Below are 22,449 nucleotides of genomic sequence, written 5' to 3'. Positions count from 1 at the left end.
ATAATGTTTATAGTACCATAAAAAAACAGTATTTTCGAACTAAATGATAGCATGATATACTATACATCTTGAAGCGTTTACAAAACGCTGGTGGAAGGTGTGGTCTTTTGAAAATAATCAAACAGCTCTTTTGGATTTTTTTATTCTCTTTTATAGGGGAAATTATTTCCGCTTTGATCGCTTCATTTATAGCAATACCCGGTAGCGTTATCGGGATGATCTTGCTGTTCTTAGCGCTGCAATTTAACTGGGTTCGCGTTGAGCAAGTAGATGAGGTCGGTACATGGCTGACAGATAATATGGGGATTTTCTTCGTCCCAGCAGGTGTGGGGCTGATGTCAAACTTTGGTGTCTTAGCAAATACTTGGTGGCAACTACTGATCATTATGGCAGTAACGACTATTTTGATGATGGGATTTGTTGGCAAAATAGTACAAAGTGTCAAAGGTATAGTGAAGAAAAATAAATTAGTTGAGAAAGGAGAAGGTTCGCATGCTTGAGAGTATTTTAAATAATCCAATGTTGTGGATCACAATAACTATTGGCCTATATCTAATAGCTGGGAAATTAAAAGCCAAATGGCCTAAGAATCCTTTGTTTACTCCGTTGGTATTTGCGATCATTGTCATTATTTTATTCTTGCTCGCAACAGATATCCCGTTAGAGACTTATAATACAGGCGGACGCTTCTTCAGTTTATTTGTAACTCCAGCTACAGTGGCTTTGTCTATTAAGCTGAAAAAGAATCTTGTATACTTAAAGAAATATTATGCAGCAATTTTATCGGGAATCGTTTCCGGAGTGATTTTCCATACGGTTATGATTTATTCTTTTGCATTGTTGTTCAAATTTGATCGGAATATGGTGGCAACTTTGCTGCCTAAATCGATTACTACAGCAATCGCAGTCGGTGTTTCTGACTCCTTAGGCGGTATTGTTTCTTTAACGGTTGCGGTAGTTGTGTTCACCGGAGTTATTGGAGCGGTCGTTGGTCAAACGGTCTTCAAGATCTTCAAAATTGACGATCCAGTGGCGCAAGGGGTGGCTCTTGGAAGTTCTTCTCACGCTATGGGAACAACAAAAGCGATCGAGTTAGGTGATGTTCAAGGCGCAATGTCAGGTTTATCGATTGTGGTTACCGGAATCATAGTGGTTATTCTAGCTCCGCTAACAGTACCGATCACAAATTTATTATTTTAATTTAATTTAGGTTATACTCTTAAAAAATAATACTTTAAAAGGATGGTTGAAAAATTATGGCAGATGAACAAATTATTAAATATGATGCACCAACAGTAGAACAAGAAATTGAGGTCGTAAGCACTTATAGACTTGAAGATGAAGCTCGTGCAGTAGTTCCTAAAGGTGGATTTGATTACATCTCAGGTGCTTCTGGAGAAGAATACACATTGAAACAAAACAACGAAGCATGGAAACGCAAAGGGATTTTGCCTCGCGTATTAGCAGATGTAGAAAATCCAGATACATCAACATCTATTTTGGGCCATGACATCAAAGTACCATTCATTATGGCTCCAATTGCAGCTCATGGATTAGCTCATGCTACAAAAGAAGCTGGAACAGCTAGAGGGATATCTGAATTTGGCGGAACGATCATGTCGATCAGTGCTTATTCTGGAGCTACATTTGAAGAAATCGAAAAAGGATTGAATGGCAACCCGCGTTGGTTCCAAATCTATATGAGTAAAGATGAAGATATGAATAAAAATATCTTAGACGAAGCAAAAGCTGATGGTGCTACAGCGATCATCTTAACTGCTGACGCAACTTTAAGCGGTAACCGCGAAAAAGATATGCTGAACAAATTTGTTTATCCATTTGGCATGCCGATCGTATCACGCTACTTGACTGGATCAGGTAAAAACATGTCTCTAAACAATATTTATGCTCAATCAAAACAAAAAATCTGTCCAGAAGATGTTAAATTTATCTCTGAATATTCAGGATTGCCAGTGTTTGTTAAAGGAATCCAAACTCCTGAAGATGCTGCCTTGGCTATTGGTGCTGGAGCAGCAGGCGTCTGGGTTTCTAACCATGGTGGCCGTCAATTAGATGAAGCACCAGGTTCATTTGATACATTGGCTGAGATCTCTAAAGCAGTTGCTGGTCGTGTGCCGATCGTATTTGATAGTGGTGTTCGTCGTGGAGAACACATCTTCAAAGCTCTAGCCAGTGGTGCGGATATCGTTGCTGTAGGTCGTCCAGTATTATATGGACTAGCTCTAGGCGGTTGGAAAGGTGTTAAATCTGTGTTAGACTACTTTGAAAAAGACTTACAACGTGTGATGCAATTAGCAGGAACGCAAACGATCGAAGACGTGAAGAATGCTCGTTTGTTTGATATGAAATACTAATTTAGAATGAATTTGAAACAGCGCAAGCGCCCCTTATTAGGTGCTTGCGCTGTTTTTGATAGATTAATTTCCGCGTAGGCGAAAAGATTCTTTAATGAAAGGCTGCAGAGTAGTGCTATTTTATAATTAGGACTGTTTTTCTTAGTAAATTGTAAGATATAGACGTTCTGCTTCACAATTTGGCAGAAGAAAGCGAGGTGATTATTAGGTAGAGAGGTTCTATCTAACGATTGGTAGGATTGAAGGGCGTATATCAGTAAATAGAGAGCCGTTACCTAATGATTCTAGAGAAAAATACGTTTGTTTTATGAACTAGATGTCTCATACTTCATAATTGCAGCTGAATCAGATCGAGAAGTGTGAAGTAGGTCGTCAAGTAATGAAGAACTTTTCATTAGGAGAGTTTTCGCTCAAGCGAAAAGCTGCTTTGTGGAAGTGATTGACCGGATAGCTCATAATTAGGAACTTTATTAAAGACGAATGGTGAGCTATAGACGCTCTACTTCCTGATTTGCGAGAAATAAGTGGGTCAATGATTAGGTAGAGGGGTGCTACTTCATAATTAGCAAGATAAAAAGTTGTTAATCATAATCTAGAGGAGCGCTACCGAAGCATTTCATAGAAAAACACGAGTCTTTTATGAGGTAGAGGAGTTACAGCTCACAAATGACAAGAAAAAATGGCTTGAATGATTAGGTAGCGTTGGTCTATCTAATCATTCAAACTGAAAATTAGTCTAGATTAGTAGATAGCAGCAGTTTACCTAACAATTACAGCTAAACTAGATTGAGAAGTGTGAAATAGCTTGTCAGATAAGCAAAAATTTTTAGCGATTAAAAAATACTCCTTAAAAATGCGTATATGGATTTATGAAGTGAAAAAGAGGAGTGATAGGATGATCGTTAAAGAAAGGGAGACCCCTCATCGTCTATTAGTGATGAGATCTCTGGCAAATCGGATGATTTTATCTCGGGATGACCGCAATAAGTACAGCAATTGGGAAAAAGGCGATGAAGGAGAAATCACCTTTATTTCATTAACGACGACACGATTAACACGCGACTGTTTAATTTTGAATGACCTATATTTAGAAGTAAAAGGAAAAAGTTGTCAAATAGACAATTTAGTGATTACGGCAAAAGGACTATCTATACACGAAGTGAAAAATTTTGCAGGCGAGTATTATTACCAAAACGACAAAATGTATCATGGACGATATGAAAAAGAGGTGTACGACCCGACTTACCAAATCCGGAATGCAGAATCTGTCTTGCGTCAATTACTGGATCAGATGGGATATCATTTTGCAATCCAAAAGTATATCGTCTTTGTAAATCCAAATTTTACCTTATTTGGAGCGCCGAGAAATAGCGGGTTGATCTTACCGAGTATGATAGATGCTCATTTTACAACGTTAAATGAAATAACGGGTCATTTGAATTCAAACCATCATCAATTTGCTGAGGAGATCAAAGAGCTGCACAAAGTAGATCTTTCTTTGCGAAGTGTGCCTTATTATGATGACAACCTTTTGAAAAAAGGAGTGACTTGTGTTCAGTGCGGTAAGTTCATAAACCAATTTACTAAAAAAAGAAGCTGTGTGTAGTTATTGCGGCAAAGAAGAATTGGTGTCACATGCTATCATTCGTCTCGCAAAAGAATGTAGGTTACTGTTTCCTGATCAAAAGATCACTGTTTCTGTTCTTCTCAAATGGTGCGACTTTCAGTTATCTGCTAGCAGAATCAGGTATGCTTTAAACAAGCATTTAAAAGCTGAAGGTACTGGCAGATGGCGATGTTACAAATAATAAAAAATCAGTTGATTATTCGCCATGAACAGCTAAAATAAAAAGAAACAGAAAGGATGATCGTTATGCCATTTGTACATGTTGAATTAGTTGAAGGACGGACTGCAGAACAAAAAGCAGGTCTAGTCAAAGATATCACAGAAGCAATAGTAAAAAATGCTGAAGTGCCAGCAGATCGCGTGCACGTTATTATTGAAGAGATGAAAAAGACCGATTACGCTGTCGGCGGCAAATTATTAAGTTAGACAAATAGAAAAAGGTGCAGCCCTCAATGTGGAGGCTGCACCTTTTTTTATACCGTTTTCCTGCGTTTATAAAAGTAAACAGGCAATCCGATAATGGTCAAGAAAATTCCTAATGCGGTGTTTGTAGGCTGTGTCAATAAAGTATTCACAACTATGAAACAGCCTCCAATGATAGCAATCAGAGGAATTACAGGATAAAAAGGGACTTTATAAGGGCGCACAAGTTCTGGTTCTTTTTTGCGCAAGATAAACACAGCGACAAAGACCAACGTGTAGAAAATCCAAATTACGAAGACCAGCAAATCCGTCAGCTGGTTGTATTGACCGGTAAAAATCATTACGATAGCGATCAACAAAAGTAAGAGAGCACTGTTGGCTGGAACCTGCTGGCTGTTTAACTTTTTCAACCGGTTGCTGAAAGGCAATTCATTGTTTAAAGCCATGGCATAAGGAACACGAATCCCCGTCATCGTGTAGCCGTTGATCGTCCCAAAAACAGAAATTAAAATACCGATTGTCACCAGTTTCCCTCCAGAATTTCCAAACAGCAAATGAGCCACTTCTGCGGCAGGTATCGGCGTAGCCCCGAGTGCAACAGCCGGCATCACTTGCAGATAAGCCAAATTGATCAATACATAAATCCCCATCACGGCTGTTAATCCAGCCACGATAGCTTTGGGCAAATCTTTTTTAGGGTCTTTCATTTCGCCGGCAATCGTACCAACATTGATCCAGCCGTCATAAGCAAATAATGTCGCGACCAATCCTGTACCTAATTTGGAAATCGTGGAGGTAGGAGTCATAAAGTCAGGCAGTAATTGGAACTGAACATCTCCTTGATGCAACAGTCCGAACACAATGATCACAAAAAGCGGGACCATCTTTGCTACTGTCGCTATGGATTGCAAGTGACCAGCTTTTTGAGTTCCCATTAAATTGGTCAGTATGATGGCACAAGCTGCCGCAATCGCGATAGGAATCACGTATGACTGTGTCAATCCCAACAAATTGACTGCTTGTGTCGCGAAAATAATTGATAAGGCAGCGATATTGGCTGGAAAATAAACAATTGTCTGTGCCCATCCTAAGAGGTAACTGATCAAAGGACCATAGGCACGGCGTAAGTAAACTACCATCCCACCTGTTTCCGGAATAGCAGCGGACAATTCTGCTGTTGTCAGTCCGCCGCAAATAGTGATTAATCCCCCTAAGACCCAAGCTGCCAGACCTAGCCCCGCCGTTTCAGTAGCTAAATAAACAGCTTCCGGTTTGAAAAACACTCCTGAACCGATGACGGTTCCCATGACAATAGTTAATGCTGTAAAAAAGGATATTTCTTTTTTTAAACCTTTAGTGGTTTCTTTCATAAAGCTCTCCGCCTTTATCTTGTGGTATCAAAGTTCTAATTCAACTCAGTAATGGCAACGCGTCTATTTAAACTAGCACCCCGTTTTTGCCTTTTCCTATTGTACAGGAATCTATATAGAGAAGAAAGGGGATGTAAATGCTGATTTCCATAATCCTTAGTTATAGGTTGAACAAAGACGCATCATCCGAATATTCTGAATATTTTATCACTTTTTTGCAAATGGGCCTTACTTTTCCTTTTTTATGTGTTACTATATTAGAAATCGATAAAAAAGATTAGAAAAGGGAGTCAATTAAATGAGAACTAGAAAATGGTTATTTACAACACTTGGAGCAGCTCTGGTATTATCAGCTTGTGGAGGAGGAAGCGCAGAATCGACAGAAAGTTCAAGCGGTAGTGAACAAGTTGCTCAATACACGGCTCCTACTGAAATAGCTACTATGGATGCAAGCTTGATTACAGATATCAACAGTGCCAACTACATTGGGCATGTAGTAGAAGGATTATTGCGAATTGATGAGAATGGGAAACCTGTCCCAGCGATTGCCTCAGAAGAAGGAACCATTTCTGAAGATGGTTTGACTTACACATACAAACTACGTGAAGATGCTACGTGGTCAAATGGAGAACCCGTTACGGCTAATGATTTTGTATTTGCGATCCAACGTTTAGTAGATCCGAATACAGGAGCTGCATACAGTTACTTAGCAGAGACAATAGTGAACGCTCCTGAAATCATGGCTGGAGAAGTGGATCCTAGCGAGTTAGGGGTCACAGCTGTCAGTGATTATGAAATAACATTTGAATTGACTCAGCCGACACCTTATTTCGAGAATTTATTAGCTTTCACACCGTTCTTCCCGCAAAATCAAGCATTTGTTGAAGAACAAGGAAGTGAATACGGAACTTCCAGTGATACTCTTTTAGCAAATGGACCATTTACCTTGGAGAATTGGGATGGCACTGGTTTAACTTGGGATTTAATGAAAAATGAAGACTACTATGCAGGCGATGAAATTCAACTGGATGAAGTGAATGTTCAAGTTATCAAAGAGACCAGCACAGCTGTGAACTTATTTGAAAGTGGACAGATCGACAATGCTCAATTAACCGGTGAAATGGTGAAACAATATGCCGGTAATGAGAATGTAGTCGTTCAAAACAAAGCCCGTACTGCTTACTTGGAATTTAACTGGGCAAATGAAAACCTGCAAAATGCAAGCTTAAGAGAAGCTTTAGGAATGGTTATCAATACAGAGGAGTTAGTTAATACAGTATTGGCTGATGGCTCAACAGAGATCACTGGCTTTTTACCGGTTGATTTTGTAAACAGTCCAATTGATGGAACAGATTTTACAGAAGCAGCAGAAAACCCATTGAACTATGATATTGCAGCAGCACAAGAATTATGGAACCAAGCAAAAGAAGAACTAGGCGTGGAGACGATTGAGTTGTCTTTAGTGGCGGATGATGATGAAAAAAACAAAAAAATCAGTCAATATATCCAAGGACAAGTCGAAAATAATTTGCCGGGAGTTTCGATCGAGATTCGAAATGTACCGAAAAAGAATCGTTTAGCTTTAGCTGATAATGATGATTTTGACTTGCTGCAAACGGGTTGGGGAGCTGACTTTGCGGATCCAATCAACTTTATGGATCTCATGTACAGTACCTCTGCTTATAATGAAGGAAGTTATGTGAATCCAGAGTTTGATGCCTTGATTGATGCTGCTAAAACAACGAATGCGAATACTCCTGAAGAGCGTTGGAATGATTTGGTTGAAGCACATAATATCTTAACCAGTGATGTGGGAGTTATTCCGTTGTATCAAGAAGCAGAAACACAATTGCGTGATCCTTCATTGAAAGGGATTGTGTTCCAATCTGTTGGAAATGAATTTGATTTAAGCCGAGCTTATGTAGAATAAGGAGTGACTAAAGAGTTATTGACGAGGTTCCGAATCTCATCAATAACTCTTTTTTGTGCTTGAACCAAAATAGTTGAATCAACTCTTTTATTACTGTTACTCTACAAACAGAAACAACATTCATGAAGGAGGAATTTTAGTGAACGAAGAAACGATACTCATAACCGGTGCAGGGACAGGATTCGGAAAAGACATCGCGTTCAAATTGGCTGAAATGGGTAAAAACGTGATCGCGAGTGTTGAAGCCATGTCGCAAGTTTCTTCATTAGAAAAGGAAGCACAAGCTAAGGGCCTTTCCATGCAAATTGAAAAGCTGGATGTTACGAATGAGAAAGATCGTGCGAAAGCTTGGAAATGGGATATTGATATCCTCGTCAATAATGCAGCTATCAAAGAGGGCGGCTCATTGATGGATATTCCGGAAGAAAATTTGCGGAGTCAATTTGAAGTGAATGCGATCAGTCCAATCATCCTGACGAAAGAATTTGCGCGTGAGATGGTGAAGAAGCAAAGAGGGCGTATTGTATTTATTTCTTCGATCTCTGGATTGACCGTTAATCCGTTTTCAGGCCCTTATGCGGGTTCGAAGCATGCAGTAGAAGCGTTTGCAGATGCGTTAAGCAAAGAATTGCAAGAGTTCAATGTAGAAGTAGCCACTGTGAATCCGGGACCTTACCTGACAGGATTTAATGATCGCGAATTTGAGACTTGGAAAAATTGGCCAGATGATTCTGAACGCGTTTTTGATTACAGCAAATTGGCATTCCCTTACGAACAGTATGATCCAAAAGAAGTCATCGATCCAGCTGTCAAAGTCATTCTTGGGGAAACAAAAACATACCGGAATGTCGTTCCTGAAAAGATGGTTCCGCAGATCAAAGAGCAAATGGCGCAACTATGGGAGAAAAAGACAGATGATAAATTAGGCCAACGTCATGAAATGGTTCAAAAAGCCTATGATATCGAACCCGGAACACCTGCTGAATAATGTGGAAAAGTACACTGAAAAAGAATCGTTAGCGCTGGAATAGGCGTTAACGATTTTTTAAGCGTGTTTTTTTGGAACGTACTACTGAGTAGCTTGGTTTCTGGCTAGCTGATTTAATCCATGCAAGGTCTTCATTTGAAAAAAACAGGGGAGTTCTGGTCTGCGTTTAACATCAAGGAGAATTGATTCTTGGTGTTCAAACTGCATTCTTCATCAAAGAGGTTTTACCATTGATGTTTAAATCCTGTTATTCATCAACACGGCTTATTCTTTGAGGCTTGATGAATCAATCCTGATTTTCCATTACTAAATAGAGTCAATCTTCCACTAAGACCAAAAAATTATCTGAAAAAACATACCTTCCTAAAGCTATAAATGATTCAGCGTGAGTAATAGTGCGTATTTAATGGATAAAAAGAAACATTCACGAAGAGTATCCTGTATAATACATAAGAAGGAAGAGTTTAATTCAGGTAGAAGGTGGAGATGTGATGAGAGAATCAATCCAAGTGTATTATAGCCATTATTTTAATTTTACGGGTCGAATCAGTAGACGAGAGTATTGGCGGACTGTACTGTTTTTATTCATGGGGACAGTTGTTCTGACGTTGTTTTCTTGGATTTTCTTTGTTAATGCACTATTGACTTTGTGGTTCGTTGTGAATCTGATTCCTTCCATTAGTCTGCTTGCCCGCCGATTACACGACCGTGATCTTTCAGCATGGGTGATGTTGGCAGCTTTTATTCCTGGAATCGGGACTTTTATCCTATTGTTTTTGTCTGTTTTGCCGGGAACGCAAGGGTTTAATCGATTTGGTCCAGCAACGGACTCCTTTTATGGAGATAGCTACTACTCGAAAAGCAGCGAACAAAATCACTCATATAACTGCAATTCTCAGAGAGATAATTTGTATGATGAAGAAACTGCCTTTTCAGGTGATGACTGGGATGATTTTTAAGATAAGCATGGGGAACTTTTGTTTTTAAGACAATTAAATGAGAGCGGTACCTAAAAAAGAGGAGGAGCAGTTGTGAATCATTACGAAAAAATACATAGTGGAGAACTGTACGATCCAAATGACGAGGATGTCTTGGCAGAACAAAGGGAATGCTTGGGAAAACTGTACGACTTTAATGCCACCCGCCCTTCGCAAATGAGAGAGCGAACGGTAACTATTGAAGGAAATGTTTGCTGAGATAAAGGAAGGTTGTTACATCGAACCTCCTTTACATGCAAATTTGGGAGGACACCATGTCCATTTTGGAAAAGGCGTCTATGCAAACTTTAATTTGACATTAGTGGATGACACACATATCTATGTAGGAGATCATGTTATGTTTGGACCGAATGTGACTATCTCTGCGGGAACCCATCCAGTAGCTCCAGAGTTGAGAGAAAAAGGGTTCCAGTATAATCTACCCGTACGGATCGGAAACAATGTCTGGATCGGATCCGGAGCGCAAATTTTACCCGGCGTATCAATCGGAGAGAATGCTGTCATAGGAGCAGGAAGCGTAGTGACGAAAGATATTCCGGCAAATGTAGTGGCTATAGGCAACCCGTGCCGACCAATGAGGGAAATCACGAAACAAGACAAAGAAGTTTCGCGGAAACCCATTTGATATTTAGGAGAAAGGACGATAGATATGAAACTGCTCATTACGTATGTTGTAGCACTGACTAATTTGTATGGTATCGCACCAAAAGACGTTGTTCTAGAGACATACAATACACAAAATCAGAAACGAGTAACTAAAGAAGACTTAGAAAAAGAAGTGGAGGCTTCAACGGCAGACCTTGCCCAACACTTTGTGATCTCCATGGAAGACTATTTTGTAGATGATTCATTAGTGTTGTTCGAAACAGACATTCCAAAGTTACTAGCAGAAAAAGCAGACAAGCCTCATTACATTCCAAAAAAAGAAGAGCTGCTTTGTTATCAAGATCATTACTATTTTGAGAAAACAACAGCTTACCAAGCGTTTTTCGATTATATGAAGGATTATTTTCATGGTGAAGAAGATTATACCCAAGAAGTATGCGAACAGATCTACGATACGATTCATTTAGATGGAAATACCAGTAATACATTCACTGAGTTACAACGAATGGGTGTGAGATTGAAAACGGAAGAACAAGTATTGTACATCCATAAGTTGGTCGAGGAAATGTTCTATTGTATGCGATTATGGCAAAACAATGGGCATTCGCTGGTCGAAATCGCGGAGATGCAAGGTGAGCCGGTAGAAAACTTGTATTCTTCGGGCGTTGCGGTGCAATTTTATGAAGAAGATGAGGCTGAAGATTAAGTGCGGATCTTTTTAGCGTACAGTTGTGTCAAAGAACGGTTATTTCTTAATTTATTATAAAATTCTGTAGAATGTTCTTAAATTCTTCGTATTCTATAGGTATAATAGAACTATGACAGGTTAAAGGAGCTTATTTCCATGGATTTGTTGGCGGATTTTTTAAAGCAGTGTCAAAAACAATTGTACTGGAATAACAGTTCCCGTGTGCTGGTGGCAGTATCTGGCGGCGTTGATTCTATGGTGTTGCTGGACATGATGCAGCAATTGCCGAATGATATAAAGCCTTGGTTCGGAGTCGTTCACGTCGATCATCAACTTAGAAAAGCTTCTATCCATGAAGCGGAATTTCTGGAACAATTGTGTCGCAAGGAAAATATTCCGTTTTTTATGGCTAAATGGGACAAGCGTCAGCAGCCAAAAGCTAATGTGGAAGAAGCTGCTCGGAAATTCCGTTATGCTTTTTTCAGAGATGTATTTGCTGAACAGCAGGCCACGCATTTGCTGACGGCACATCATGGAGATGATCAAATCGAAACCATCTTGATGCGGTTGGTACGTGGAGGATCATTAGAGAGTATGGCTGGAATCAAAGCAGCTCGCCCTTTTTTAACGGGCGTACTGGTCAGACCGTTTCTGTCGTATACCAAAGAACAATTGTATGAATACAGTACAGAACATGAACTGCTGTATTTTGAAGATGAAAGCAATCATAGTTTAGCGTATACTCGGAATCGGTACCGCAATCAAGTGATTCCGTTATTGAAACAAGAAACTCCTCAATTGGTGCCTCATTTTGCCAACTTTTCAAGTGACTTACAAGATGCGTTAGCTGTAGCGCAAATAGAAGTCAACCGACAACTAGCAATCATCAGCAAAAAGCTGCCTGCTGGAAACTGGGTGATGGATCGCAAACCTTATCTCCATTTGGAAGCAAGGTTGCAGCGATTGGTGCTGCAGCAGTTATTGATGGAAGTTTATAGGGGTGGGGATCAACAATTCCAACGGCAACACATCCATGACTTGCATGATTTAGTGACCAGCGACAAACCGAATGGGCAGATTGATTTGCCAGGGAAGTGGCTAGCCAAGAGAAGTTATGATACACTTACTTTTTCCCCGTTTGTTGAAAGCAAAGTTGTTTTTGAACCAGATAGGAAATTGGAATTGGGTGAGTGGGTGCATTTGCCACAAGTCGGAAAAGTTGGCTTGTTCCCTGCAGAAATGGATCAAAAGAGCCGCGGTCAGAGAGCAATCTGGCTGGATGCAGCCAGCGTTCAGTTGCCATTAACGATTCGTCGCCGCCAAGCGGGAGATCGAATGTCGCTGAAAGGCAGTACCGGAACAAAAAAGATCAAAGATATTTTGATTGATCGAAAGGTCCCTTTGGAACAGCGGGATGAGTTTAGAATTGTCTGTGATGCTACGGGAGACGTGATTTGTTTCCTTGGGTTCAAAGATTCAAGATTGTCTATTGAGCGGGAAACTGATACAATACAGTACATACTAATTCATGACCCAAACGGTGATGAAAGCTAAAAAGGAGAACTTAAATTTATGCAAAATGATATCGAAAAAATTTTAGTAACTGAAGCTGAGATCCAAAAACGAACTCGAGAATTAGGGAAAGAATTAAGCGCAGAATATGAGGGGAAAGATCCTTTAGTAGTTGGAATCTTGAAAGGAGCTATCCCATTTTTATCTGATTTGACGAAAGCTATGGATACTTATTTAGAAATGGATTTCATGGATGTGTCAAGTTACGGAAATGCAATGGTTTCTTCAGGAGAAGTAAAAATTTTAAAAGATTTAGACACGAATGTGGAAGGCCGCAATATTTTAATCGTAGAGGATATCATCGATAGCGGGCGTACGTTATCTTACATCATCGATATGTTTAAATACCGCAAAGCAAAATCCATCAAAATCGTTACTTTGCTTGATAAACCAGAAGGTCGTGTGGTGCCATTAGAAGCTGATTATGTAGGTTTCTTAGTGCCAAATGAATTTGTAGTAGGATATGGTCTAGACTTTATTGAACATTACCGTAATCTTCCTTACATTGGTGTGTTAAAACCTAAAATTTACGAGTAAAAATGTTTGGTCAATTATGGTCAAATATGTTATGATTAAGTGGATTCAGTCGCAATAAAAATATAAATAAATGAAAAGTTTGAATGAAAGTAAGGGAGGTCGACTGTGTGAAAAAGGGATTCTTAAAAAATGGGATTTTTTATGCCATTGTGTTTATCGGGATCATCGGAATCGTATCTTGGGCGACCGGAGGAAACTCTGATGAACAAAGCCAAGGTATTTCAGCTAGTGATTTTGTAACGCAATTGGAAAATAATGAGATCGAATCATTTACCATGCAACCAAGTGCTGGTGTCTACTCGATTTCAGGTAAATACCGAGAGGAACAACCTGCACAAGAATCGGAAGAAAGCAGCAGTATTCCGATTATTGGAACAACTGATTCAGAAGTAACAAACTTTACGACATCAATTTTACAAAATGATCCAATCGTTTCTGAAATATGGGAAGTATCAAAAGAAAACAATACTGAAGTGACTCCAATGCAAGAAGAGTCATCAGGTGTATGGGTTACATTATTGATATCTGTCTTACCTTTAGTCATCTTCATCTTCTTTATTTATATGATGATGGGACAAAGTGGTCAAGGCGGCGGCGGACAAGGCGGTCGTGGAGTAATGAACTTTGGTAAATCAAAAGCCAAAGAAGCCGATACAAAAGCAAGTAAAGTACGCTTCTCAGATGTTGCCGGAGCGGAAGAAGAAAAAGAAGAACTTGTCGAAGTGGTTGAGTTCTTAAAAGATCCAAGACGTTTTGCCAACTTAGGTGCTCGTATTCCTGCTGGAGTTTTATTAGAAGGACCTCCAGGTACAGGGAAAACCTTGCTTGCTAAAGCCGTTGCCGGTGAAGCAGCAGTACCGTTCTACTCCATCTCAGGTTCTGAATTTGTGGAAATGTTTGTTGGGGTCGGAGCAAGCCGTGTACGGGATTTGTTTGAAACAGCTAAGAAAAATGCACCAGCGATCATTTTTATTGATGAAATCGATGCAGTTGGTCGTCAACGTGGAGCCGGTATGGGTGGCGGACACGATGAGCGTGAACAAACATTGAACCAATTGCTGGTTGAAATGGATGGTTTCTCAGGAAATGAAGGAATCATCGTTATTGCAGCAACAAACCGTGCTGACGTATTAGACCCAGCGTTGCTTCGTCCAGGTCGTTTTGACCGCCAAATCATGGTTGGCCGTCCAGACGTTAAAGAACGTGAAGCAATCTTAAAAGTACATGCGAAAAACAAACCGCTTGCTGCGAATGTAGATTTAGGCGTAGTGGCTAGACAAACACCTGGTTTTGCCGGTGCAGATCTAGAAAACTTATTGAATGAATCAGCTCTAGTAGCTGCACGAAGAAGCAAGAAGACGATTGATGCTTCAGATATCGATGAAGCTCAAGACCGCGTGATTGCAGGTCCAGCTAAAAAAGATCGTGTAATTAGTAAAACGGAACGAGCTATGGTGGCTTACCATGAATCTGGACATACAATTGTCGGTATGGTATTAAATGATGCTCGTGTTGTTCACAAAGTTACAATTGTACCTCGTGGACGCGCAGGCGGATATGCGATCATGCTTCCTAAAGAAGATCGCTTCCTAATGACGAAAAAAGAAATGACTGAACAAATTGTTGGATTACTTGGCGGACGTGTGGCTGAAGAAATGGTCTTTGATTCTCAATCTTCTGGAGCCAGCAATGACTTCCAACAAGCGACACAATTGGCACGTAGTATGGTAACTGAGTACGGAATGAGTGAGAAACTTGGTCCAGTACAATATGAAGGAAACAGTCAAGTATTCGTTGGTCGCGACTACGGAAATACGAAAGGCTTTTCTGAGCAAATTGCTTACCAAATCGACCAAGAAGTATTGGCGATCATGAATAAAGCACATGATGAAGCTCGCAGAATTCTAGAAGAACATAAAGAAGCGCACAAATTGATTGCTGAGAAATTGCTTGAACTTGAAACGTTAGACGAACGCACAATCAAGAGTTTATTTGAAACAGGAGAAATGCCTCCAGTGACAGAAGAGGAAGAGTTCCCACGTGAAAAACGTGAAGGAGAAGGCTTATCTTTTGAAGAAATTAAACGAGCTCGTGAACAAAAAGAACGCGAACGTGAACAACAAGCTAAAGCTCAAGGTCAGCAAGCAACAGAAAACCCTGAGGAAATAGTTGAAGAAGCTAAAAAAGAATTAGGTACTGATGAAGATCAGCCTTCACAAGGTGACGATACTGCATTGACACCTCAAGGAAACGAATCTGACAATGAAGAAACAGATTCAGACTCACATAAAGAGTAGACAAAAAGTTAGTAAGATTGTATACTGAATAACAAAATGAAAGAGGGTTGCGGCAAAATCCGCAACCCTCTTTCATACGATATGAATGTACGAAAGAATCAGAAAGTAGGGAAATGAATGTCAGATTATTTATTGAAAAGTGTTTGTTACGATGGACAAATCCGTGTGTTTACGATTGATGCTACAGATACAATTGCAGAAGCACAACGCAGACATGACACTTGGAGTGCATCTTCAGCAGCACTAGGGCGTACAATGGTTGGAGCATTGCTATTAGGTGTAATGGTAAAAGGTGATGAAAAGGTAACTGTCAAAGTAGAAGGTAATGGGCCAGCTGGCCATATTATTGCGGACAGTAATGGTAGAGGAACTGTAAAAGGATATATTGCCAATCCTAAAGTAAGTTTACCGTTGAACGAAAAAGGTAAAATCGATGTTCGTGGAGCTGTTGGAACAGAAGGTACATTAACGGTAACCAAGGACTTAGGTTTGAAAGAACCATTTGCTGGACAAGTTCCGTTGATCAGTGGAGAATTAGCAGAAGACTTTACGTATTACATGGCAACAAGTGAACAAACACCTTCTGCAATTGGATTGAGTGTTTTAGTAGATACAGATGAGTCTATCAAAGCTGCTGGCGGATTTATGATCCAAGTTATGCCAGGTGCAACAGAAGAAACAATTGCAGCTGTCGAAAAAGCTGTTGCAGAAATCCCGATGGTTTCTAGATTAATGGAAAATGGCGAAACTCCTGAAGAAATCCTGAACCGTCTAATGGGTGAAGGCAATGCAAAAATCTTAGAAAAAATGCCGATCGCTTTCGAATGTGATTGTTCAAAAGAACGTTTTGCCGGAGCTATCGTGTCGCTAGGTAATAAAGAAATCGACGACATGATCACTGAAGACCATGGTGCTGAAGCAGTTTGTCACTTCTGTGGCAACAAGTACCACTTCTCAGTAGAAGATTTGGAAGAATTAAAAGCTAACGCGTAAAAACGCTCATCATGCAAATAGAATCCTTGTTAAGAGCTGAGGCCGCTTGACATTGACTGCTGAAAAAGTTCCCTAGTAATTTGGGACTTTTTTTCAGCAGCTTTTTTGTTTTTAGAGGAGAGCAGAACGTCTGTAAAGAGAGTTGCGTGCCATAATGGACGCTCGATTTGGAAAAAGGGAACGTAAAAATGATTTGCGTTCCTTTTTGGGAAGAAAACGAGGAAAAAGGTGACGCAACAATAATTTACGTTCCCTTTTAAAGAAAATTCGTTCAAATTCGGCACATAAAAGAAAAAAACTGATTTTTCAATAAATGTAAATGATTGCATTTGCGAAGAAAGAACGATAGACTAGGGAGGAAGAACCCACTAAAAGTAAGAATAGTTGAAAAATAGGAGGCTTTAAGTATATGGGAAAAGTTGTACATTCAGTTTCAGATTTGATCGGTGAAACACCGCTCTTAAGATTGACAAAAGTCGTTCCGCCAGATGCTGCAGAAGTATACGTTAAATTGGAATCCTTTAACCCAGGTGGAAGTGTTAAGGACCGTATTGCGTTAAACATGATTGAAGTAGCTGAACAAGAAGGTAAATTGAAAAAAGGCGATACTATTGTAGAACCGACAAGCGGAAATACAGGTGTTGGTTTAGCTATGATCGGTGCTGCTAAAGGGTACAAGGTGCTGATCGTTATGCCTGACACGATGAGTGTGGAACGCCGCCAATTAGCGCAAGCTTATGGAGCTGAAATACTGCTGACTCCTGGTGCTGACGGCATCAAAGCTTCCATTGCTAAAGCAACCGAATTGGCTGAACAAGACGGTTTCTTTATGCCGATGCAATTTGAAAACTTAGCCAACCCGGCAGTTCATGCTGCAACGACTGGTCCAGAAATTTTGGCAGCTTTCGATGGAGAAGCGCCAGATGCATTTGTGGCTGGTGTTGGAACGGGAGGAACACTGACTGGAGCGGGTAAAGTATTAAAAAATGTGGATCCTGATATTACGATCTATGCTGTCGAGCCTGCTGAATCTCCAGTGTTAAGCGGTGGCGATCCAGGATCTCACAAGATCCAAGGTATCGGAACAGGATTTGTGCCAACGGTATTGGATACTATTTTATACGATAAAGTGCTTCAAGTAACCAGTTCTGATGCGGCTGATATGGCAAGACGTTTAGCAAAAGAAGAAGGATTGTTAGTCGGGCCATCTTCTGGTGCTGCGATCAAAGCTGCTATCGATGTAGCTAAAACGATGAAAAGCAATGAACGTGTAGTAACAGTTGCTCCTGACAATGGAGAACGTTACTTGTCGACAGGTGTTTTTGATGTAGAACAATAATGAGTTTAACCAAAAGCAAGCACCCTAAAAGTGGGGTGCTTGCTTTTTTGCTTTCAACCACTAAAAAAGCGCAATTTAATCGGTTCTTCAACATTTGATGTTGGTAAGTAAAAAATAGATTTCTTTTTAATTCTAAACCTTTTAGAAACTCACTCCTAGAAATTTTCGGAGGAATATGGGGTGGCTTATAGCCATGAAAAGGATGCAAAAAAAGGAAACACTGTGGGCGTAGCCTCAGTGTACCATGCTTGTAAGCTCCTGAAGCAGCAACAATCATGGCAATTACTTAGCGTTAGGCTTTAGCCGTTATGCTAAGTTTGACGCTTGCAAGTCTTGAGACGCGGTTTTCGGCTCAAGGCGTTCCCATGGCTTTCCATAAGCCACCCCATAGGCTGGAGGAAATTTCTTTGCCAACGTTAGAAGATGAAGAGCCAAAGGAAGCTGCATCAGAAGAGTGTGTTCTTCATCAGGTTCCTTTTTTAGTTGCGATGAGACAATCGAATCCAGATTTTGACACTTTTTCAACGATTTTCACTGTCTTTTCAAACCGGTTTAAAATATGGTATGATAGAGCATATAAAAATCGTTTGAGGGCGTTAGTCGAGAATGTGCTAATTGCCTTGCTTTTTTTGCGTGCTCTTGGCATTATAAAGGGTGAATTGAGAAGCTAAGAAGAATGGAGAGAAACTAATGAGCAATGAAAATTCGCATGTAGAAGAATTGAATGATCAATTGCAAGTACGCCGTGAAAAACTACAAACATTGCGTGATCGCGATATTGAACCGTTCGGTGGCAAATTTAACCGTACCCATTTGTCTAAAGAGCTACATGAAACATATGATGCATTAACGAAAGAAGAAATTGAAGAAAAAAACATCGAGGTAACCGTTGCTGGTCGTATCATGACGAAACGTGGTAAAGGGAAAGTAGGATTCGCTCACTTACAAGACCGTAAAGGCCAAATCCAAATTTATGTTCGTAAAGATGCTGTTGGAGAAGACGATTATGAAACGTTTAAAAATGCCGATTTAGGAGACTTTGTTGGAGTTACGGGAACTCTAATGAAAACCAACACGGGAGAAGTTACAGTAAAACCGACTTCGCTTACTCAATTGTCTAAAGCTTTACGTCCATTACCGGACAAATACCATGGTTTGACGAATGTAGAACAACGTTACCGTCAACGTTACTTAGACTTGATTAGTAATCCAGAAAGCTATGACCGTTTTGTAAAACGCAGCCAAATCATTGCGGAAGTTCGTAAATATTTAAATAACCAAGACTATATCGAAGTAGAAACACCAACGCTTCATAATATTGCTGGCGGAGCTGCGGCTCGTCCATTTACAACTCACCACAATGCATTGGATATGGAACTGTATCTGCGTATCGCTCTAGAATTGCATTTGAAACGATTGGTTGTCGGTGGAATGGAACGCGTTTACGAAATCGGACGTGTATTTCGTAATGAAGGGGTCGACACAACTCACAACCCAGAATTCACTATGTTAGAAGTTTATACAGCTTACACAGATTATGAAGATGTGATGGACTTAACTGAAGGCTTGATTCGCACGGTTGCTCAAAATGTTTTGGGTACCGGCAAAATCACTTACAACGAAATAGACATTGATCTGGAAACCCCTTGGAAGAGAATCCATATGGTGGATGCGATCAAAGAACAAACAGGTGTTGACTTCTGGCAAAAGATGACTGATGAAGAAGCGCGCGAAATTGCTAAACAACACAATGTTCCTGTAGAAGCACATAGCCAATTTGGTCATGTGGTCAATGAATTCTTTGAAATGTTTGTGGAAGAAACATTGATCCAACCAACATTTGTTTATGGACATCCCGTGGAAATTTCTCCATTAGCGAAGAAAAATCTTAAAGACCCACGTTTCACAGACCGTTTTGAAGTCTTTATCGTGCAACACGAATACGGCAATGCGTTCAGTGAGTTGAACGACCCAATCGATCAAAGAGAACGGTTTGAACAACAGATGAAAGAACGTGAACAAGGAAACGACGAAGCTCATCAAATCGATGAAGATTTCCTTGAATCATTAGAATACGGTATGCCGCCAACAGGTGGACTAGGAATCGGAATCGATCGTTTGGTTATGTTATTAACAGACGCACAATCTATCCGAGACGTACTATTGTTCCCAACTATGAGAAACCTATAGAGATTGGAACAGATCGCTTTGACCCCGTTCATTGGCTAGAAGAGGATTTCTCATGAAACACAAAATAAAAAAATCAAAAGATCAGGATCATTTCCTGGTCTTTTTTTGATTATTTCGCTAATCAAAGTGAATCGTTCACAGAAATGAAAAAAAACTAGTATAATGTATCTAAAGGAGGGGAGTTAAGGACAGAACATAAGCACCTTTGGTATAAACGTAATTATATAGCCATTTTTTCTTTATTAGGTGCGTTATACGTTTTTCTTCTCTATTCCAACCCGATCCGGATGAATAGAAAGGATAAATGAAATAACGATTATTTTGATTCCTTAAGACTTCGCTTTTTGTAAAAAAACAGAATTAAATACTAGGAGTGTTTCTACTTATGAAAGATTCAAAATATATCTCGTTTCTTGGCGGGAAGAATTTATTATATACATTAGGCATATTCATTATGGTAGGGATATTGATCTTCATTTATGATCAAATTGCCTTCATTTTTGAACCGCTTCTTGTTTTCTTTTCATCGATTATAGCGCCGGTTATTTTAGCTATATTAACCTATTTCTTGTTTAACCCTTTAATCGACTGGCTGGAAAAACATCGGTTGAAACGTATTTGGGGAGTCATTCTCTTGTTTGTTGTTTTACTAGGTGCTTTAGTGGGGTTGATATTCTTAGTTGTTCCATATATCAGTGAACAAGTGACTCAATTCGTAGAAGCCTTTCCTGGATATGTAGACAGCATCGGTGCTGCTATTATGGGATGGACGGAGAACTCAGTCTTTGAAGAAACGACGAATAACGTAATCGAATGGTTCAATGGTTGGATAGGAGAATTGCCAAGCAATATCGTAAATTATCTGACAACTGCTGTCACAGGGATTTCAAGTGTCGTTTCTACGGTATCCAGCTTTATCGTTATAATGGTAACTTTCCCTATTATCCTATTCTTTTTATTGAAGGATGATAAAAAGTTCGTTAATTATGTGATGAAGATCATTCCTCCAAAATTTAGAAAAGATACACGCTCTTTAGCTGTAATCATTGCAGATCAAGTTGGTTCTTATGTCAAAGGCCAATTAACGATTTCGTTATTTTTAGGTATTATGATGTTTATCGGATTCTCCATTATCGGTCTGAATTATGCAGGAATTTTAGCTATTGTAGCCAGTGTTACTAGTATTATTCCCTATATTGGCGCCACACTGGCAATGATACCGGCAATTATTATCGCCTTGACTACATCGTGGTTTATGCTGGTCAAGTTGATCATTGTTTGGTTGGTTGTCCAATTCTTAGACGGAAATCTTGTGGAACCAAATGTTATGGGAAAAAATTTAAAAATCCATCCATTAACAATCATCATCGTCCTGCTTGTGCTGGGTGAGCTCTTAGGATTAGTAGGATTGATACTTGGAGTACCAATTTATGCGATCAGTAAGGTAATCGTGACTTTTGCATTCCGCAAATTCAAACACCGCTACAATCGCTTTTATGCAAGTGAAGCAGGCGAATATGAAAATGTCGAGTTTACACCAGACACTTATCAAGTGGATGAGAAAAAATAAAAACTATCCTTAACTATAACTATTGAAACAATTATAGGGACAGAGTAAGTTGACAAAGGGATGTGACGTTAGTCACCTCCCTTTTATTATGCTTACTATTTTATTGAATAATTACTATAGTAGAAAGAGGAAGTAATGGCTAACAATAAAGGAGATGAGTAAAAATTCATCTTAATGGATAGTTACTCTTAATAAGTGTAAAGTTATACTAGAGAGAACGTTACTTTTAAAACAGGAATGATTAAATAAAATAAGTATTATAATATTCGGGTTATTAAACAAAAAATGGAGAAAAGAATTATCTGAAAAGTAAATGTTCAGCAAAATAAAAAAAGTTCGAAAAAAGGAAGAAAATATTTGACGAGCCCATGATATGGTGGTATATTAATACATGTCGCTGAGACATATGTAAAAAAAACAACAAATTCTAGTAAATTAAATGTTAAAAAAGTGTTGACAAACACTTTGGATCTTGATATTATTTAGAAGTTGTCGCTCGAAGCGATGAGGCGAGAAATTAGACCTTTGAAAACTAAACAAAGTAAGACGAACCAAACGTGTAAGGAAGTTTTGGCAAGTACCAAAACAAACAAATTAGTGAATATTTATTCGCTAGCAATCAATTAATGAGCTACAAGCATCATTAAAACAAGTGAACTTCGGTTTACAACTTTTATGAGAGTTTGATCCTGGCTCAGGACGAACGCTGGCGGCGTGCCTAATACATGCAAGTCGAACGCTTTTTCTTCACCGGGTGCTTGCACCCACCGAAGGAAAAGAGTGGCGGACGGGTGAGTAACACGTGGGTAACCTACCTACAAGCGGGGGATAACATTCGGAAACGGATGCTAATACCGCATAGATCTTAATGCCTCCTGGCATTGGGAAGAAAGACGGCTTCGGCTGTCACTTGTAGATGGACCCGCGGCGCATTAGTTAGTTGGTG

18 protein-coding genes, 1 rRNA gene and 1 pseudogene are annotated in these 22,449 nt (G+C 39.6%); 19 read left to right on the top strand and 1 reads right to left on the bottom strand.

The genetic code is table 11. From position 1 onward, the window contains the following. Window positions 1–107: 107 nt before the first annotated feature. From ACEN4L_RS10240 to ACEN4L_RS10220, 5 genes are all read left to right on the top strand, one after another. Entirely contained in the window at window positions 108–500 is a 393-nt protein-coding gene (locus tag ACEN4L_RS10240) for a CidA/LrgA family protein (protein WP_407097118.1), read from the top strand. Continuing rightward, window positions 493–1,200 carry an LrgB family protein gene (locus ACEN4L_RS10235; RefSeq protein ID WP_407097117.1) on the top strand — a complete coding sequence of 236 codons (708 nt, stop codon included), beginning with the start codon at window positions 493–495 and terminating at the stop codon, window positions 1,198–1,200. The genes ACEN4L_RS10240 and ACEN4L_RS10235 overlap by 8 nt, the downstream gene beginning before the upstream one ends. Window positions 1,201–1,256: 56 nt before the next feature. Beyond that, complete coding sequence (locus ACEN4L_RS10230; protein ID WP_407097116.1) at window positions 1,257–2,375, top strand: lactate oxidase; 1,119 nt, start codon at window positions 1,257–1,259, stop codon at window positions 2,373–2,375. Window positions 2,376–3,270: 895 nt separating this feature from the next. Further along, a complete protein-coding gene (locus ACEN4L_RS10225) occupies window positions 3,271–3,981 on the top strand; it encodes a nuclease-related domain-containing protein (RefSeq protein WP_407097115.1) in 711 nt (236 codons plus the stop codon). A gap of 267 nt (window positions 3,982–4,248) precedes the next feature. Next, on the top strand, window positions 4,249–4,428 hold the full coding sequence (locus ACEN4L_RS10220) for a 2-hydroxymuconate tautomerase (RefSeq protein WP_407097114.1): 180 nt from the start codon (window positions 4,249–4,251) through the stop codon (window positions 4,426–4,428). Between the two features lie 47 nt (window positions 4,429–4,475). Here ACEN4L_RS10220 and ACEN4L_RS10215 read toward each other — a convergent pair whose 3' ends face one another. Further along, entirely contained in the window at window positions 4,476–5,795 is a 1,320-nt protein-coding gene (locus tag ACEN4L_RS10215) for an APC family permease (protein ID WP_407097113.1), read from the bottom strand. A 298-nt stretch (window positions 5,796–6,093) separates the two neighbouring features. Between ACEN4L_RS10215 and ACEN4L_RS10210 the strand changes: the two genes are divergently transcribed. The 14 genes and pseudogenes from ACEN4L_RS10210 to ACEN4L_RS10145 form a co-directional block, all read left to right on the top strand. Beyond that, window positions 6,094–7,725, top strand: a complete 1,632-nt coding sequence (locus tag ACEN4L_RS10210) for a peptide ABC transporter substrate-binding protein (protein ID WP_407097112.1) — start codon at window positions 6,094–6,096, stop codon at window positions 7,723–7,725. Window positions 7,726–7,864: 139 nt separating this feature from the next. Next, entirely contained in the window at window positions 7,865–8,713 is an 849-nt protein-coding gene (locus tag ACEN4L_RS10205) for an SDR family oxidoreductase (RefSeq protein WP_407097111.1), read from the top strand. Between the two features lie 491 nt (window positions 8,714–9,204). Beyond that, on the top strand, window positions 9,205–9,672 hold the full coding sequence (locus tag ACEN4L_RS10200; RefSeq protein WP_407097110.1) for a DUF805 domain-containing protein: 468 nt from the start codon (window positions 9,205–9,207) through the stop codon (window positions 9,670–9,672). 72 nt (window positions 9,673–9,744) lie between these two features. Further along, a pseudogene (locus ACEN4L_RS10195) lies at window positions 9,745–10,336 on the top strand (sugar O-acetyltransferase). A 24-nt stretch (window positions 10,337–10,360) separates the two neighbouring features. Continuing rightward, the gene (locus tag ACEN4L_RS10190; RefSeq protein ID WP_407097109.1) at window positions 10,361–11,023 is read left to right on the top strand and encodes a hypothetical protein; all 663 of its coding nucleotides are present in this window, start codon (window positions 10,361–10,363) and stop codon (window positions 11,021–11,023) included. 138 nt (window positions 11,024–11,161) lie between these two features. Beyond that, on the top strand, window positions 11,162–12,559 hold the full coding sequence (tilS, locus tag ACEN4L_RS10185; protein WP_407097108.1) for a tRNA lysidine(34) synthetase TilS: 1,398 nt from the start codon (window positions 11,162–11,164) through the stop codon (window positions 12,557–12,559). An 18-nt stretch (window positions 12,560–12,577) separates the two neighbouring features. Continuing rightward, the gene (gene hpt / locus ACEN4L_RS10180; protein ID WP_407097107.1) at window positions 12,578–13,114 is read left to right on the top strand and encodes a hypoxanthine phosphoribosyltransferase; all 537 of its coding nucleotides are present in this window, start codon (window positions 12,578–12,580) and stop codon (window positions 13,112–13,114) included. A gap of 107 nt (window positions 13,115–13,221) precedes the next feature. Beyond that, window positions 13,222–15,411 carry an ATP-dependent zinc metalloprotease FtsH gene (gene ftsH, locus ACEN4L_RS10175; RefSeq protein WP_407097106.1) on the top strand — a complete coding sequence of 730 codons (2,190 nt, stop codon included), beginning with the start codon at window positions 13,222–13,224 and terminating at the stop codon, window positions 15,409–15,411. A 117-nt stretch (window positions 15,412–15,528) separates the two neighbouring features. Then, window positions 15,529–16,404, top strand: a complete 876-nt coding sequence (hslO, locus tag ACEN4L_RS10170; RefSeq protein WP_407097105.1) for an Hsp33 family molecular chaperone HslO — start codon at window positions 15,529–15,531, stop codon at window positions 16,402–16,404. Window positions 16,405–16,813: 409 nt separating this feature from the next. Next, window positions 16,814–17,743, top strand: a complete 930-nt coding sequence (cysK, locus tag ACEN4L_RS10165; RefSeq protein WP_407097104.1) for a cysteine synthase A — start codon at window positions 16,814–16,816, stop codon at window positions 17,741–17,743. A gap of 407 nt (window positions 17,744–18,150) precedes the next feature. Beyond that, window positions 18,151–18,414, top strand: a complete 264-nt coding sequence (locus tag ACEN4L_RS10160; RefSeq protein ID WP_407097103.1) for a hypothetical protein — start codon at window positions 18,151–18,153, stop codon at window positions 18,412–18,414. Between the two features lie 19 nt (window positions 18,415–18,433). Next, window positions 18,434–19,933 (top strand): lysine--tRNA ligase, encoded by a 1,500-nt coding sequence (gene lysS, locus ACEN4L_RS10155; RefSeq protein WP_407097102.1) that lies wholly within the window; start codon window positions 18,434–18,436, stop codon window positions 19,931–19,933. Between the two features lie 385 nt (window positions 19,934–20,318). Continuing rightward, on the top strand, window positions 20,319–21,503 hold the full coding sequence (locus tag ACEN4L_RS10150; protein ID WP_407097101.1) for an AI-2E family transporter: 1,185 nt from the start codon (window positions 20,319–20,321) through the stop codon (window positions 21,501–21,503). 671 nt (window positions 21,504–22,174) lie between these two features. Then, window positions 22,175–22,449, top strand: a 16S ribosomal RNA gene (locus ACEN4L_RS10145); the annotation flags it as partial.

This window comes from Desemzia sp. FAM 23988 (assembly GCF_045528365.1).
Classification (GTDB): Bacteria; Bacillota; Bacilli; order Lactobacillales; family Carnobacteriaceae; genus Desemzia.
The sequence above is the reverse complement of the archived record's forward strand: the minus strand, read 5'-3'. Positions and strand labels throughout refer to the sequence as shown.

What these genes read in the sequence shown, in the direction of transcription:
- cysK (WP_407097104.1), top strand. Translation starts at nt 16,814, where the DNA reads ATGGGAAAAGTTGTACATTCAGTTTCAGATTTGATCGGTGAAACACCG.
- ACEN4L_RS10220 (WP_407097114.1), top strand. Translation starts at nt 4,249, where the DNA reads ATGCCATTTGTACATGTTGAATTAGTTGAAGGACGGACTGCAGAACAA.
- hpt (WP_407097107.1), top strand. Translation starts at nt 12,578, where the DNA reads ATGCAAAATGATATCGAAAAAATTTTAGTAACTGAAGCTGAGATCCAA.
- tilS (WP_407097108.1), top strand. Translation starts at nt 11,162, where the DNA reads ATGGATTTGTTGGCGGATTTTTTAAAGCAGTGTCAAAAACAATTGTAC.
- ACEN4L_RS10150 (WP_407097101.1), top strand. Translation starts at nt 20,319, where the DNA reads ATGAAAGATTCAAAATATATCTCGTTTCTTGGCGGGAAGAATTTATTA.
- lysS (WP_407097102.1), top strand. Translation starts at nt 18,434, where the DNA reads ATGAGCAATGAAAATTCGCATGTAGAAGAATTGAATGATCAATTGCAA.
- ACEN4L_RS10210 (WP_407097112.1), top strand. Translation starts at nt 6,094, where the DNA reads ATGAGAACTAGAAAATGGTTATTTACAACACTTGGAGCAGCTCTGGTA.
- ACEN4L_RS10190 (WP_407097109.1), top strand. Translation starts at nt 10,361, where the DNA reads ATGAAACTGCTCATTACGTATGTTGTAGCACTGACTAATTTGTATGGT.
- ACEN4L_RS10200 (WP_407097110.1), top strand. Translation starts at nt 9,205, where the DNA reads ATGAGAGAATCAATCCAAGTGTATTATAGCCATTATTTTAATTTTACG.
- ACEN4L_RS10215 (WP_407097113.1), bottom strand. Translation starts at nt 5,795, where the DNA reads ATGAAAGAAACCACTAAAGGTTTAAAAAAAGAAATATCCTTTTTTACA.
- ACEN4L_RS10225 (WP_407097115.1), top strand. Translation starts at nt 3,271, where the DNA reads ATGATCGTTAAAGAAAGGGAGACCCCTCATCGTCTATTAGTGATGAGA.
- hslO (WP_407097105.1), top strand. Translation starts at nt 15,529, where the DNA reads ATGTCAGATTATTTATTGAAAAGTGTTTGTTACGATGGACAAATCCGT.
- ACEN4L_RS10230 (WP_407097116.1), top strand. Translation starts at nt 1,257, where the DNA reads ATGGCAGATGAACAAATTATTAAATATGATGCACCAACAGTAGAACAA.
- ACEN4L_RS10235 (WP_407097117.1), top strand. Translation starts at nt 493, where the DNA reads ATGCTTGAGAGTATTTTAAATAATCCAATGTTGTGGATCACAATAACT.